This window comes from Natronosalvus caseinilyticus (assembly GCF_017357105.1).
Classification (GTDB): Archaea; Halobacteriota; Halobacteria; order Halobacteriales; family Natrialbaceae; genus Natronosalvus; species Natronosalvus caseinilyticus.
The window spans coordinates 2010187-2024261 of sequence record NZ_CP071596.1 but is presented as its reverse complement, the minus strand read 5'-3'; the positions used below and the strand labels follow the sequence as shown (position 1 = coordinate 2024261).

The following is a 14075-nucleotide window of genomic DNA, read 5'->3' as shown; positions in this document are numbered from 1 at the left end:
CAGGACGAGGACGGCTCGACTACCGACGCGTGTCGTCGACGGTGAGCGTGAAATCCGGCGCAATCGACGTCGTCGATCGCCGAGCGGATCGATACGCGGCGTAGCTCGAGACGAGCACGACCGCGAGCAGGGTGATGCCCACGAGTCCACTGATCGCGGTCGGGAAGAGCTGGCCTCCCCAGAGGCTCACCGACGCGGCTGCAATCGAGACTCCGACGATCGTGGCTGCCGACTGCCGATCGAGTGGGGACGGGTCCGTCCGAAATTCGATCGTGACGCGTTTCGTCCGGTCCGTCGGCGAGACGACCTTTCGTTGCCGATCGAACGAGACGAGGTCTCGCTCCTCGAGCAACGGGAGGTGGGACTGATAGAGCGAGCTATAGACCGATTTGACGGTTCGCCTGTCGAGTTGATCGGGTTCGCACCCGGATTCCCAGCTCGCGACGCGTTCGACGAGGTCGAAGAGGTCCACCGGACCGTCTCGCTCTGACAGGCAATACAGCACGTATCGCCGCCGGAGATTCCTCGTCATCTCTCGAATGTCTTCCGAGAGGTCCTCGAGCAGCTGACTATTCCCGTTCATGCGTACAGCATTCACTCGACTCCATCGACCACTGCTCTCTTAAAGGGAGAACCTCGTCATGGGTTGACAATTAGAGTTATATCGTCCGTAAACCGTCACATGTTGAAGTTTCCGACTGCGGTTACTCGTCATCGTACGTGTGTGTCGTCGATACGTGCCATTTCACCGCCGTAATAGTCCCGTCGACGACACATCACTAGCGATTCACGTACGCCAGACGCGAGGGTGTCGAGACGTATCAGGATCGAGTCGACCACCGGGAGAGACCGAAATAGTTCATCGAAAGGCCACATTATACTTCCGGGATCGGGGATCGTAGAACCGGCGGGGACTCCGCACGAACACGTCCTCGAGCGACGATTCCGATAGCCGGTCCGTAACCCCCTTTTAACTCCGCTATTTCGAATTTCGCGGGTCCGTGGCCAGGTGCGCCGGCCGGTATCCAGCCCGTACACCTCGGTAATGGCCTCCTCTCTCGAGCGATGTTCGCAGTGAGTGTTCGATATTCGCCTGCTACAGACCGCTCATCCCACTGTAAATCTCCCGGATAGGCCCCAGCGGCCCCGTTGGACCACCCTACGAATGGTTGGGAAGTCATTATTAAAACACGCCGTTACCGTCGTCAAAATCGGTATTATCATGCAAAGACACACTCCCGTCCCGATCACACTACTCGCGGTTGTCATCGTCGTGATCGGCATGGCAGTCCCAGCAGGCGCATCGCTGGCAGCGACAGGTACCGTTATCGAAGCGACCCAGACGCCACTCGAGGCGACGTCGTACCAGCCCGATCAGTCACACGCGAACGCCGGGAACGGCACCGACTCGGCCACGGTCGTGACCGAAGACGGAACGATGTCGATCGAGGAGGCACTCGCCGAATTCGACACCCACGAACTCGAGGCGGTCGTCATCGAATCGAGCACAATCGACGGAGAAGAGTCGACGCGGGTGCACGCCCTGGAAGACGAGGACGCCGAACTCGTCTGGGGAACGCTGCTGGAGTCAGCGGACGACGCCGACGAGGCGACGCTCGCGGACTTCACGAACGACGTGACGGCGTCGACTGCGAACGGCGAAACGCTCGCCGTCGACGACGGCGAAGCGACGATCACGACCGATCACGGGACGGTCGTGACGGTGGAGCAAGTCACCCGCGATCGAACCGAGCAGGACGGCGAGTCGACGGCGACCGGACCCGACAGCCGCGCAGCGGTTTATCAGGAGAACAACCAGACGACGAATCAGAACGCAACGGTCACGGTCGACGCCGAACGGGCAGCCGTCCTCGTCGTCCAGTTGAACGTCCAGGAGAACGACCAGAGGGGCTACGCGGCGGCGGCTGGCGAGAACGCGTCGGCGGTCGTCCAACAGGAGAACGACCAGCGCGCGACCCAGTTCGCCTCGGTGAACGTCACCGCGTCGGAGGCGGCGGTCGTCGTCGCCCAGATCAACGTCCAGCGCAGCGAGCAAGAGGCGATGGCCGCCGCGGCAGGTCCAGGTGCGACGGCCGACGTGATACAGGAGAGTTCCCAGCTGAACGACCAGGACGTCGATATCGTCGTCGAGGCGAACGAGAGCGCGATCTACGTGATCCAGGAGAGCGTACAGATCAGTACCCAGGAGGAACACACGAGCACGAGCGACGGAGACGAAAGCGATGAGGACGAAAGTAACGACGGTGATGACGAGGACGAAACCGACGACGAACACAAAAACGAAGACGAGAGCGAGTGTGTGCCGGACTACAAGAAGCAAAAGAAGGCCGGCCACACGTAGGTGACGAACGACGGTCCGGATCAACGAGGAATCAGCACTAAACGCGGACAGTGAACGAATCGAAGTCCGTGTCCTTTTTCACGATTTCGCTACAAAATTCGTCGATGATGGGTCTTGGATGTCTCCCTAACGGAGTATCCGGACGAATCGGCTGGACCAACCGGTTCGAATAACTCGAGTTACCGCGGGTCAATTCTCGTTCAACCCGCTAGAGACGTCCGACTATCAACTCGCTCGACTCGCCTGACTCGCTCGAGACGCTCGACGAAATCACCTTTCTACAGAAAGAACAGGCCGAGTGCCTCGGGGCTTGACCCCGAGGCGGTTCACGTGTGCGTACTCAAGTCTGGGTTACACAGCTGCAAAAAACACCAGCCGAAGGCGATTACGTGGCGCTCTGGCTGGTCGTGATCGTGGTCGACTGGGACTGGGACTGCGTGTTGTCGTCACCGGACGCGTGCTGCGTTTGCGTCTGGTCGACTTCGGTCTCGTCGGTCTGGGTCACCGTGTCAGCGCCGTCCGAGTCCTGTTCGGCGTTCTGTTCGATCGAGGCGTCTTGTTCGGCGGTCTGCTCGTTGTCGTCGCCGTCCTCGACGGTCTGTTCCTGGTCCTGGGTGACTTCCGCGTCCTGTTCGATGGACTGGTCGTTATCGTCGCCAGTGGCATCCTGGTCGGCGTTTTGCTCGACCTCGGCGTCCTGTTCGGCAGTCTGTTCGTTGTCGTCGCCGTTCTCGACGGTCTGTTCCTGGTTCTGGTCGGTTTCGGCGTCCTGTTCGACGTTCTGGCCGTTCGAGGTTCCGGTCGCCTCCTGGTCGGCCTCTTGTTCGACGTCGCTCTCCTGGTCGGCCTCCTGCTCGTTGTCGTCGCCGTCTTCGACTTCTTGTTCCTGCTCGGCCTCCTGTTCGGCTTCCTGTTCAGCCTCCTGGTCGTTAGCGACACCGTTGGCGTCCTGATCGACCTCTTGCTCGGTCTCCTGTTCGGATTCGGCCTCCTGGTCGTTGTCGTTACCGTCTTCGACTTCCTGTTCCTGCTCGACTTCCTGCTCGGATTCCTGTTCGGCTTCCTGATCGTTCAGGGCACCGTCGGCATCCTGTTCGACTTCTTGCTCAGATTCCTGTTCGCTTTCGGCCTCCTGCTCGTTGTCGTCGCCGTCTTCGACTTCCTGCTCTTGTTCGGCTTCTTGTTCAGTTTCCTGTTCGGCCTCCTGTTCGTTGGCGAGACCGTCAGCGTCTTGTTCGACTTCTTGGTCGGCCTCTTGTTCGCTTTCGGCTTCCTGTTCGTTGTCGTCACCGTTCTCGACTTCTTGTTCCTGTTCGATCTCCTGTTCGACTTCCTGTTCGGACTCCTGGTCGTTCAGTGCGCCGTTGGCGTCCTGGTCGGTTTCCTGTTCGGTTTCTTGCTCAGCCTCGGCTTCTTGTTCGTTGTCGTCACCGTCTTCGACTTCCTGTTCCTGTTCGGCCTCCTGTTCGGATTCTTGCTCTGCTTCCTGATCGTTGGCGACACCGTTGGCGTCTTGATCGACCTCTTGCTCGGATTCCTGCTCGGATTCGGCTTCTTGTTCGTTGTCGTCACCGTCTTCGACTTCCTGTTCCTGTTCGGTCTCCTGTTCGGATTCCTGTTCGGCTTCCTGGTCGTTCTTGACGCCATCAGCATCCTGGTCGACCTCTTGCTCGGTCTCCTGTTCGCTTTCGGCTTCCTGCTCGTTGTCGTCGCCGTCTTCGACTTCCTGCTCTTGCTCGGCTTCTTGTTCAGCCTCCTGTTCAGCTTCCTGGTCGTTCAGGACACCGTCAGCGTCTTGCTCGGTTTCCTGCTCAGACTCCTGGTCGCTTTCGGCCTCTTGTTCGTTGTCGTCACCGTCTTCGACTTCCTGTTCCTGTTCGGCCTCCTGTTCGGATTCCTGTTCGGCCTCCTGATCGTTCTTGACGCCGTCGGCGTCTTGTTCGACTTCTTGGTCGGCCTCTTGCTCGCTTTCGACTTCCTGCTCGTTATCGTCGCCGTCCTCGACTTCTTGCTCTTGCTCGGTTTCTTGTTCAGCCTCCTGTTCAGCTTCCTGATCGTTGTAGTCGCCGTTCGTCTGCTGGTCAGTCTCCTGGTCTGATTCTTGCTCAGCCTCGGCTTCCTGCTCGTTGTCGTCACCGTCCTCGATTTCCTGTTCCTGCTCGACCTCCTGTTCGGCTTCCTGCTCGGACGCTTGCTCGTTCTCGTAGCCGCTCGCTTCTTGCTCGGCGTCCTGATCGATGTCCTGTTCGCTCTCGGCTTCCTGCTCGTTGTCGTCACCCTCTGCCGTCTGCTCCTGGCTACTGTGCTGCTCACCGTCCTGTTCGGACGATTGTTCGTTGTCGTCGCCATAGAGGACGAGCTGAACCGACCGTTGGTCGATCTCGTTGTCGTTTTGCTCGGCAGTTTGTTCGTTGCCGTCACCCTCGGCGGTCTGTTCCTGGCTCAACGACTGGCTGGCACTCTGACTGGCATCCTGGTCGTTGTTATCGCCGAAGAGCACGAGCTGGACCGACTGCTGATCGATGTCGTTGTCGTTTTGCTCGGCTTCTTGGTCGTTGTCGTCACCCTCAGCAGTCTGCTCCTGGCTGAAGATTTGCTCGGCAGCCTGCGTGGTATTTTGCTCATTGTCGTTGCCGAAGATCACCAGCTGAACCGACTGTTGGCCGATGTCGTTGTCGTTTTGCTCGGCTTCCTGGTCGTTGTCATCACCCTCGGCCGTCTGGGATTGCTCGAGCACCTGCACGCCAGTCTGACTCGCGTCTTGCGCGTTGTCGTTTCCAGCGATCGAAAGCTGGATCTGGAACTGGCTGATGTTGTTGTGGTTCTGTTCGGCGCTCTGGTCGTTGTCGTCACCCTCGGCGGACTGCGACTGGACGAGCACCTGCGCCGCCTCCTGGGCACTCAGCTGGTCGTTGTCGACACCCAGGATGACGTACTGGATCTGATCCTGCTGGATGTCTCCGTGCTGTTCGGCTGCCTGGTCGTTGTCGTCACCCTCGGCGGACTGATCCTGCGTGTAGAAAACGAGGATTCCCTGGTCTTCTACCTGCTCGTTGTCGTCACCGAACAACGCCCACTGCTCCTGGCTCTGCTGGTAGTAGAGCACCTGGGTCGCCTCCTGGCAGTTATCGTCGCCGGTCGCGAGTTGACTCTGCAGCAACTCGCCGTCTACCGTGGCGACCTGGTCCTGGTAATTCTCGTCGCCGTCGGCTTCCTGATAGCTATCTTGCGCCCCGTCGACAATCGTTACCTCCGCCTGTTCACAGTTCGATGCATTCGAATTCGATCCCGATGTCGCCCCGAGCGCCACCGCACTCCCGGCAAAGAGCATGCCGGTCGCCACGAGTAGCGCGACGAGAGTCACTATGAAACGATTCTTGCTTGACATTTATTTCATCCGGCGGGTAGCCCGCCAACACACCCTCTCGAGAACACCCCACTTTGTTATCTAAACCGAACACGTGGGTAACTTCGATTGCAAATGTCGAGTCCGCCAGTAACCTCGATTACGAATTCGAAACCGTCGTTACTGTCGTCAGAAAACGGTGTAATCGACGCTAGCGGCGTACGTATCGAAAACCGATGCTCGTCAACGGCTAGAACGTAGGACAACGAAGACGCAGACGAACCGACCCACTCGCAACGTGCAGGCGAGACACCGGACGGACTCCGGTCATCGAGATTATCTCCGCTGTGTGTTTGTCGTGCTCAAAAGCCGTTTCTCGAGGGGCTTCTATGGAGCACAGCGCCCAGCACACAGCTCACAAATCCGTTAGGATGGATCGCCGAGTTCTTCAGATTCCCACTGCGACGCGAGTCGCTCGGCCAGTTCGGGCGGCCGGTGTTCGTTCAGCAAGTGGTTTTCGAGGCTCTCGCCGGAGTCGATCGTTTCCTTACACAGTTCGCAGTAGATCGGTGCTTTGCTCGCCATAGCACCAGTAGGCGAGAAACGCGCAAAAGCATCTCGTACGCAACGGGGCGTTCGAGGCGGTAATCCACCGTTTCCCAGGAAAATCCAGATTCGTCGAACCTCAGTGCTCGCCGTCGTACAGGTGACAGGCGACGGGATGGGCCCGCTCTCCCAGTTCCGGATTCTCGAGTTCACAGACGCTCTCGTAGGCGTCGCGCAACCGCGTCGCGGATTCGTCCCAGTCTTCCTTCGCGAGCGGCGCCAGCGCTTCCTCGACCACTGCCTCGTGTTCCGGCGGCAGCGGCGTGTCGACAACGTGGGCCTTCAGGTCTGCGACGAAGGCGTCCACCTCGGCCGGGTCCACGGCGATGCCGTCATCGGTCATCACGGCGTGGTCGCTGACGACCTCGAGACTGATATTCTCCCGTTCGACCAGTTCCCTGAGGGTCATGATCTCTCGATACGCGGCTTGCTCGATTGTCACGTCCTCGGGCGGGATCACCTCCGGGCACCGCGTCCGGAACCGACAACCACTCGGCGGGTCTCGCGGCGAGGGGACGTCGCCGGATAGCGTTTTGCGGTCGCGGTCCTGTTCGTCGGTCGACGCCCGTGGGACGCTCTCGAGGAGCGCCCGTGTGTAGGGGTGTTTCGGCGAGTCGAAAATCTCTTCGACGGGGCCGATTTCGACGATCTCGCCCAGGTACATCACGGCCACTCGATCACAGATGTGGCGGATGACCGAGAGGTCGTGACTGATGAGCAGGTACGTGAGGTCGAACTCCTCCTGGAGGTCCTCGAGCAGGTTGAGAACCTGTGCCTGGACGCTCACGTCGAGTGCGCTCGTCGGTTCGTCGAGGACGACAAACTCGGGTTCGAGGGCGAGCGCCCGTGCGATGCCGATTCGCTGGCGCTGGCCGCCCGAAAACTCGTGTGGATAGCGGTCGATCTGATCGGCCGACAGGCCGACGCGCTCGAGCAACTCCTGGGCCCGGTCGCGGCGTTCTTCGGCAGTGCCGACGTCGTGGACCGCGAGTGGCTGCTGGATCGTCTTCCCGATCGTCATTCGCGGGTCGAGACTCGAGAACGGATCCTGGAAGACGACCTGTGCGTTTCGCCGGAACTCGTTGCGACGGTCACCCTCGAGTTCGAAGACGTTCTCGCCCTCGAACTGGACGATGCCGTCGGTGGGTTCTTGCAGGTGCAACAGCGTCTCTCCCGTCGTCGACTTTCCGCAGCCTGATTCGCCGACGAGACCGAGCGTCTCCCCGCGGTGCACCTCGAAGTCCACGTCGTCGACTGCGCGGACGGCGACGGGCTCGTGTCCAAACAATCGGTCGATGTACGAATCCTGTTCGTAGAAATACTTGCGGAGCCCCTCGACGCGAACCAGCGGCTGGTCGCTTCCGGTATCGATGCTCATTGGGACTCACCCCCGTCGGTCGTCACCGTCGCCTCGGGCTCGAGGGCGTCGTTCTCGAGTGCTCGATCCGGATCGTACTCCATCTCCGCGAGGTAACACTTCGTCGCGTGGTCTGTACTTCCCTCGGCCGCGTACGCCGGCGGCTTCTTCAGGCACTCCTCCATCGCTTTCGGGCACCGATCGGCGAAGTAACACCGGTCGGGCATCTCGTGATCGAGGAGGCTCGGGACGTTCCCCGGGATCGAGCGTAACCGTTCGGTGGTTCCCTCGAGGTCGGGAACGCTCCCGAGCAATCCCTTCGTATAGGGGTGGACCGACCGGTCGAAGATGTCCTCGAGGGTGCCGCGTTCGACGATCTCCCCGGCGTACATCACGCCGACGCGATCACACATCCGGGCAACCACGCCGAGGTTGTGCGTGATCAGCAGGATAGTCATTCCCGTCTTCTCTTGGAGGTCGTTCAGGAGGTCGAGAATCTGGGCCTGGATCGTTACGTCGAGTGCGGTCGTCGGTTCGTCGGCGATCAGAATGTCCGGTTCGCCAGCGAGCGCCTGTGCGATCATCGCCCGCTGGAGCATGCCGCCGGAGTACTCGTGGGGGTACTCGTCGGCGCGCTGTGCCGGGTCCGGAATCCCCACGGTCTCGAGCAATTCGATCGCCTGTGCCCTGCTGTCCTCGCTCACGTACCGCTTCGATGGGAGCGCCATCGACATGACGTACGATCCCAGGGAGTACTCCGGCCCCCGCGTTCGGGCTTCGCCGGATCGCGGGTTGGGGGTCGCCCGTTGCTGGACCTCGACGGCCTCGGCGATCTGTTCGCCGACAGTCAGACTGGGGTTGAAACTACTCTCGGGGTCCTGAAAGATCATGCTGAAGGACGTTCCTCTGAGCGAGCGACGGGCCTCGTCGGGAATCGCGAGCAGGTCGACCAGGTCTCCATCGACGGCCCCGGGATGGGACTCCCGCATGGCGTCGGCGAACGACGAATTTCGGTACTCGATCGATCCGCTCGTCACCTCCCCAGGCGACTCGACCAGGTCCATAATCGAAAGCGCCGTTACGCTCTTTCCGCTCCCGCTTTCGCCGACGATACCGAAGACCTCGCCGCGTTTGACCGTCAGATCGAAGTCGTTGACGGCGTTTACCTGTCCCTCGCTGGTGAAAAACTGGGTCGATAGGTTGCTGATGCGAAGAATGTCGTCACTCATGTTAGGCACCTCGTTCGCTTCCTTCGATGTTCGGGTCGAGCGCGTCGCGGAACCAGTCGCCGAGCAGGTTGACCGCGATCACCGTGAGCATGATCCCGACCCCCGGGAACATCGCGATCCACGGTCGCGACCGAAGGAGGTCCTGCCCGCGCTCGATTTCGTACCCCCACGACAGCGTCGTTCCGGAGAACCCGAGGTACGCCAGTGACGCCTCGAGGAGGATCACCACGGCGACCTGAATCGTCGCGAGGACGATGATGGGCGTCAGGCTGTTCGGGAGGATGTGCTGGGTGAGGATCGATCGACTCGGCATCCCGTAGCTCTTGCTCGCCTTGACGTACTCCTGGTTCCGAAGCGACAGGGCCTCCCCACGGGCGACCCGCGCGAACCAGACCCAGATAACGAGACCGGCCACGACCGTCACCGTACCCGGAATGGGGATGGATTCGGGCATGCCATCGGCCAGTCCGGCCACGACGATCGGGTCGGGGACGTAGATCGGTGAGGAGCCGAAGACGCCGACCAGCGCCATCGCGAGGACGAGTGAAGGGAACGCCAACATCGTGTCGGCGACTCGCATCAGTCCGTCGTCGATGCGGCCGCCGTAGTAGCCGGCGATGAGCCCGACTGGAACACCGACGAACATGGCCAGTGCCGTTCCCAGCAGGGCGACCAGCAGCGAAACGCGGGCGCCGTAGACGAATCGCGAGAAGACGTCCTGTCCGACGTTGTTGGTCCCCAGGATGTGCTCGCTCGTGGGTTCGACTGTCACGTCGCCGATTTCACCCTCCTGAGCGACTTGCGTCTCGTAGCTGTGACCCATCGGTGGGTACGGTGAGCCGCTCTCGGCGTAGTATCCCGTCCGGGTCGGGTCGTGGGTAGCCAGTAACGGCGCGAAGATTGCCATGAGGACGATCGCGACCAGCAAAACCAGCCCGACCTTGGGCAGGAGACTCTCGGCGAACGTCTGTTTGAGATTCGACGTGATTCGGTTGGAGATCATTCGTTGTTCACCTGCGGATTGAGCGACGTGTACAGCGCGTCGACGACGATGTTGATGATGATGAACGAAATGGCGATGAAGAGGATGATTCCCTGCATCAGCGGCCAGTCTCGAATGCGTAGCGCGTCGACCAGTCGAAGCCCGAGACCCGGCCAGTTGAACACGGTTTCGGTGATGACTGACCCGCCGATCAGCGATCCCATTTGAAGACCCAGAACCGTGATAATCGGAATCATCGTATTTCGCAGGACGTGTTTGTACCGGATCAGCGGGTTCGGGAGCCCCTTGGCCTTCGTCGCCGTCACGTACGGCTTCCCGAGTTCGTCGATCATGCCACTCCGGGTGAGCCGGGTGATGAGCGCGGTGAAGTACGTCCCGAGGGTAATGGCCGGAAGGGTGATGTAGTGCAACCAGGTTCCCATCTCCCTAATCGACTGGTCGAAGACGATCGCCCGAACTGCGTCCGCGAAGCTCACGCCCCGTCTTCCGGTCGGGAATCCGTAGAAGTCGTAGCCGATGTAGGTGGGATACGGAACGTGGACGATTCCGATCGAGAACGTGTCGGTAGCCACGTCCGGGTACGGAATGCCGAACCAGACGCTCATCACGAGGATCAACATCAGCCCGAGCCAGAAGTTCGGCGTACTGATCCCGAGGAGGGAAAACATCGTCGCGCCGTAATCGGCGGGTTCGTTCCGGCGCGTCGCGGAGACGACCCCGAGGGGAATCGCGATGACGATCGCCACGATCGTTGCGGCGACCGTGAGTTCGATCGTCGCCGGAATTCGCTCGATAACCATCGCCGAGACGTCCCTGCTCGATTGCCACGAATAGCCGAGGTCGCCCTGGAGCAACCCACCGACGTAATCGAGATACTGAACGTGTATGGGGTCGTTGAGCCCCTCTTCCTCCCTAACCCGCTCGACGAGCGCCCGACTCGCCCCTTCCCCGAGCATCAACGTCGCTGGGTCACCCGGCGAAACGGCCCGTAGCCCGAACAGGACCGTCACCACACCCCAGATGACGAATACGCCCTGGAGTATCCGCCTGATCAGAAATTTCCTCAGTGCCATCGGAACGTATCGAAGGAACCCACGAACATTAATTATACTGTCGGTCCCCGCCCGATTCTGGCGGTTTTGGGGCTCGTACGCGAACTCGAGCTGTCGCTGGTGAACCCGGTCGTTTGGCGCCTCAAAAGTCGAACGGCGGTTCTATTCGACGACGATGGGACCCGACCTACGCCTCCATCTCCCAGATGTAGATGGTCTCGTCCTCGCGGGGGTCCCACTGGATGTTGCTGTTCGCCCCGTAGATGCTCTCCTGGGTGTGCAGGAAGACGAACGGCGCCTTCTCACGCGCCAGCGCGTTGACATCCTGGAGCGCCGCGGTCCGTTCCTCGGGGTCGTCGATCTGCTGAGTCTCGAGAATGGCGTCGCTGAGCTCCTCGTCGTCGAAGGTGCGCGACGGGTTGTCGGGAATCGTGAAGAATCCCTGCACGCCGTAGTCGGTGTCGCCCGTGATGGTCCCCCAGCCGATCATGTAGAAGGGGATGTCGAACTGGCCAGGTTCGACGCCGGCCTGATTGGCGTCGGAGACGACCGGGAAGTCGACGATTTCGGCTTCACAGCTGACGTTGTCGAGCTGGTCGATCATGTCGGCGACGCGCTCGCCGATTGCGGCGTCGTTGAGGTACCGGCCCTGCGGGGCGGTGAGCGTGATCTCGACGTCGCCGTAGCCGCTGTCCTCGACGAGGCTCTCGGCACGGCCGGGGTCGTGCTCGTAGGGCTCGAGTTCGTCGTTGAAGCCGTTGATGCCGGGGGCGACCGGCTGTCCTCGCGGTTCGCCGAAGCCGCTCAGGATCTCGCTGACGATCGCCTCGTTGTCGACGGCGTAGTTCATCGCCTGGCGGAACTCCTGGCTGTCGAACGGTTCCACCGTGTTCTTCATCGGACAGAAGATGTTCCGGAAGCTGGTGACGTTTCGGATGTCGATGTCGTCGGCGTCCTGGACGGTCTGGACGTCCTCGGGGAGGATGTTCATCGTTACGTCGCTCTCGCCGGTCTCGAGCGCGGCGACGCGGCTGCTCGACTCGCCGGTGGCGTTGAACGTGACCTGGCTGAACGGCGGCTGATCGCCCCAGTAGTCGTCGAACGCTTCGACGACGATTTCCTCACCGGAGGTGTACTCGACGACCTCGTACGGACCCGTTCCGTTGAACGCTTCGGGTTCGGCGCCGGCGATCGCCTCGTTCTCGGCGTCGTAGTTGTCGATCGCCCACTGTTTGTTCATCGCCCGTGCGTAGTTCCCGAACTCGAACTCCGCGAGACCGGCCGACGCGCCGTAGTTGATCGCGACGGTGGTGTCGTCGACGGCTTCGGCGCCCTCGATGGAGCCGAGACCGTACGTTCCGATCGGGCTCTGAACGCCAATATCGGGATCGACCGTTCGGTTGATGGTCCAAGCGACGTCCTCGGCAGTGAGGTCGTCGCCGTTGTGGAAGACGACGTCGTCCCGGAGGTAGACCTCCGTCGTCCCGTCGTCCTGTGCTTCCCAGTCCTCGGCGACGCGCGGGAAGATGCCCTCGCCGGGTTGGAAGTCGAAGAGCGGCTCGTAGATGTGGTCGTAGACGTTGAAGTAGTCCCCGGTGATGTGGTCGAGTGGATCCTGCGTGTCGGGGAACTGCGTCAGCGTCAGCGTGATCTCGTCGATATCGCCGCCGCCGTTACCGTTGCCATTCCCGTTGCCGTTTCCATTGCCGTTGCCGCCGTTTCCATTCCCGTTACCTTCCTCCGGGTCGTCACCGATACAACCGGCGATCGATGCGAGTCCGAGCGTGGTCGCACCGGCTGTGTATCGAAGGACGTTCCGGCGGTTCGTGGTGAGTTTGTCAGCACCCTGCATACGCATACATGTACAACCATCCTATTTATACGTTGTTGGATTCGGTCGACCAGCACTCGATGAGAGACGGCCTAGTTGTTAAGTACTTGACTGTCCTACAGCGGCATATGGCCGCTCACGGCCGCCCCGCACTTCGGGACCTGTTCGACGAGTCGCCGACGCCGCACATCGCCCACCCCCCGTCGACCCATCATCGTGACTTCTACGTCGCCACCGACGGGTCATTCCGACGGGCTGGCGGCGGCCTCGGGGCCGTCATCGAAACGCGCGACGGCACGCGCGTCGGTCGCATCGCAGCCACCGACGCACCGCCGGACAACAACGTCGCGGAGTACCGGGCGCTCCACCTCGGTCTCGACGTTCTCGCAGCCAGGGCGCCAGTCGACGCCCGCGTCGGCATCCTCGTCGATCACGACCAACTCGCGAGCAACGTCAACGCCGCAATCCTGGCCGCCGGACACCCCGACCACAAACCACCCCGACCGTACACCGTCCCGGCGGCGACGACCCATCACTGGCGCGGGATCATCGCCAGACTCAACCGGTTCGGTGAGGTCCGAGCCGCCCGCATCGACAGCAGCCAGAACCCCGCACACCCCCTCGCGAACGCCCCCGAGGAGTACGCCCACGTCAACCGCGAACTCGACCGGTGCGTGCTCCCCGACCCGCCCGAGGTGACGTCGACGCAGGTCCCGCCGCCGTCTCGAGCCAATCGGAACCAGGGTGGACGGGCGTCCGACTGACGGGAACCCGAACCGCCAACGTTATTCACCCCGTCGCGAGAGTCGTTCTCGATGAGCCTTCGCGTCGCGGTCGCCGCGCCCTTCAAACAACACGGAACGAATCGGCTGCGCGAGAACGAGTTCGTCGTCGCGCTGTCGCTCGATCGCGACTGGTTCTCACCCGATCAGTCACAGCGACTCATCGACGTCGCGACCCAGGAGGGCGTCCTCGAGCGTGACGGTCCCGAACTGGTGGCGACGTTCGATCCCTCGAGCGTGACCATCGACGACGACTTCGTCCCCGGCGACGACCTGCTCAGAGAACGGTCGACGTTCGAGCGCGTCCTGGACGCGCTGGTCGCCTCGGGCGTCGAAAAGCACGAGGCCGTCGGCGCGATCAACTCGCTCCAGCAAGAGTACGCGATCACGATCGAGGCCGCCGCAGTCGTCTACGCCAGTGGAGAGGGGATCGACGTCGACGAACTCGCCCCCGCCGCTCGCTCGGCGTTGATCGAAGACGGTTAGCCTGCCCGGGGACAACCGCGC

Annotated in this window: 11 protein-coding genes; 3 read left to right on the top strand and 8 right to left on the bottom strand. The window is 61.4% G+C overall.

Annotated features, from left to right (window positions below):
* Window positions 1–19: 19 nt before the first annotated feature.
* Window positions 20–583, bottom strand: coding sequence for a DUF7344 domain-containing protein (locus J1N60_RS09835; RefSeq protein ID WP_312907012.1), 564 nt, complete (start codon window positions 581–583; stop codon window positions 20–22).
* A 639-nt stretch (window positions 584–1222) separates the two neighbouring features.
* Here J1N60_RS09835 and J1N60_RS09830 point away from each other — a divergent pair.
* Window positions 1223–2362, top strand: a complete 1140-nt coding sequence (locus tag J1N60_RS09830; protein ID WP_312907010.1) for a hypothetical protein — start codon at window positions 1223–1225, stop codon at window positions 2360–2362.
* Between the two features lie 385 nt (window positions 2363–2747).
* Here the strand turns inward: J1N60_RS09830 and J1N60_RS09825 are convergent, their stop codons facing one another.
* From J1N60_RS09825 to J1N60_RS09795, 7 genes are all read right to left on the bottom strand, one after another.
* Entirely contained in the window at window positions 2748–5726 is a 2979-nt protein-coding gene (locus J1N60_RS09825; RefSeq protein WP_312907008.1) for a midas domain-containing protein, read from the bottom strand.
* Between the two features lie 408 nt (window positions 5727–6134).
* Window positions 6135–6293, bottom strand: a complete 159-nt coding sequence (locus J1N60_RS09820) for a hypothetical protein (RefSeq protein WP_312907006.1) — start codon at window positions 6291–6293, stop codon at window positions 6135–6137.
* A gap of 100 nt (window positions 6294–6393) precedes the next feature.
* The gene (locus J1N60_RS09815; RefSeq protein ID WP_312907004.1) at window positions 6394–7692 is read right to left on the bottom strand and encodes an ABC transporter ATP-binding protein; all 1299 of its coding nucleotides are present in this window, start codon (window positions 7690–7692) and stop codon (window positions 6394–6396) included.
* Window positions 7689–8900, bottom strand: coding sequence for an ABC transporter ATP-binding protein (locus J1N60_RS09810; protein WP_312907003.1), 1212 nt, complete (start codon window positions 8898–8900; stop codon window positions 7689–7691). The genes J1N60_RS09815 and J1N60_RS09810 overlap by 4 nt, the downstream gene beginning before the upstream one ends.
* Window position 8901: 1 nt before the next feature.
* Window positions 8902–9903 carry an ABC transporter permease gene (locus tag J1N60_RS09805; RefSeq protein WP_312907002.1) on the bottom strand — a complete coding sequence of 334 codons (1002 nt, stop codon included), beginning with the start codon at window positions 9901–9903 and terminating at the stop codon, window positions 8902–8904.
* The gene (locus tag J1N60_RS09800; RefSeq protein WP_312907001.1) at window positions 9900–10976 is read right to left on the bottom strand and encodes an ABC transporter permease; all 1077 of its coding nucleotides are present in this window, start codon (window positions 10974–10976) and stop codon (window positions 9900–9902) included. The genes J1N60_RS09805 and J1N60_RS09800 overlap by 4 nt, the downstream gene beginning before the upstream one ends.
* A gap of 166 nt (window positions 10977–11142) precedes the next feature.
* Window positions 11143–12807 (bottom strand): ABC transporter substrate-binding protein, encoded by a 1665-nt coding sequence (locus tag J1N60_RS09795; protein WP_312907000.1) that lies wholly within the window; start codon window positions 12805–12807, stop codon window positions 11143–11145.
* 107 nt (window positions 12808–12914) lie between these two features.
* Between J1N60_RS09795 and J1N60_RS09790 the strand changes: the two genes are divergently transcribed.
* Both J1N60_RS09790 and J1N60_RS09785 read left to right on the top strand, forming a co-directional pair.
* On the top strand, window positions 12915–13550 hold the full coding sequence (locus J1N60_RS09790; RefSeq protein WP_312906998.1) for a ribonuclease H family protein: 636 nt from the start codon (window positions 12915–12917) through the stop codon (window positions 13548–13550).
* Between the two features lie 51 nt (window positions 13551–13601).
* Window positions 13602–14054: a DUF2240 family protein gene (locus J1N60_RS09785; protein WP_253434235.1), complete on the top strand. Its 453-nt coding sequence runs from the start codon at window positions 13602–13604 to the stop codon at window positions 14052–14054.
* The last annotated feature ends 21 nt before the right edge of the window (window positions 14055–14075 follow it).

What these genes read in the sequence shown, in the direction of transcription:
- J1N60_RS09790 (WP_312906998.1), top strand. Translation starts at nt 12,915, where the DNA reads ATGGCCGCTCACGGCCGCCCCGCACTTCGGGACCTGTTCGACGAGTCG.
- J1N60_RS09805 (WP_312907002.1), bottom strand. Translation starts at nt 9,903, where the DNA reads ATGATCTCCAACCGAATCACGTCGAATCTCAAACAGACGTTCGCCGAG.
- J1N60_RS09800 (WP_312907001.1), bottom strand. Translation starts at nt 10,976, where the DNA reads ATGGCACTGAGGAAATTTCTGATCAGGCGGATACTCCAGGGCGTATTC.
- J1N60_RS09795 (WP_312907000.1), bottom strand. Translation starts at nt 12,807, where the DNA reads ATGCAGGGTGCTGACAAACTCACCACGAACCGCCGGAACGTCCTTCGA.
- J1N60_RS09820 (WP_312907006.1), bottom strand. Translation starts at nt 6,293, where the DNA reads ATGGCGAGCAAAGCACCGATCTACTGCGAACTGTGTAAGGAAACGATC.
- J1N60_RS09830 (WP_312907010.1), top strand. Translation starts at nt 1,223, where the DNA reads ATGCAAAGACACACTCCCGTCCCGATCACACTACTCGCGGTTGTCATC.
- J1N60_RS09785 (WP_253434235.1), top strand. Translation starts at nt 13,602, where the DNA reads ATGAGCCTTCGCGTCGCGGTCGCCGCGCCCTTCAAACAACACGGAACG.
- J1N60_RS09835 (WP_312907012.1), bottom strand. Translation starts at nt 583, where the DNA reads ATGAACGGGAATAGTCAGCTGCTCGAGGACCTCTCGGAAGACATTCGA.
- J1N60_RS09815 (WP_312907004.1), bottom strand. Translation starts at nt 7,692, where the DNA reads ATGAGCATCGATACCGGAAGCGACCAGCCGCTGGTTCGCGTCGAGGGG.
- J1N60_RS09810 (WP_312907003.1), bottom strand. Translation starts at nt 8,900, where the DNA reads ATGAGTGACGACATTCTTCGCATCAGCAACCTATCGACCCAGTTTTTC.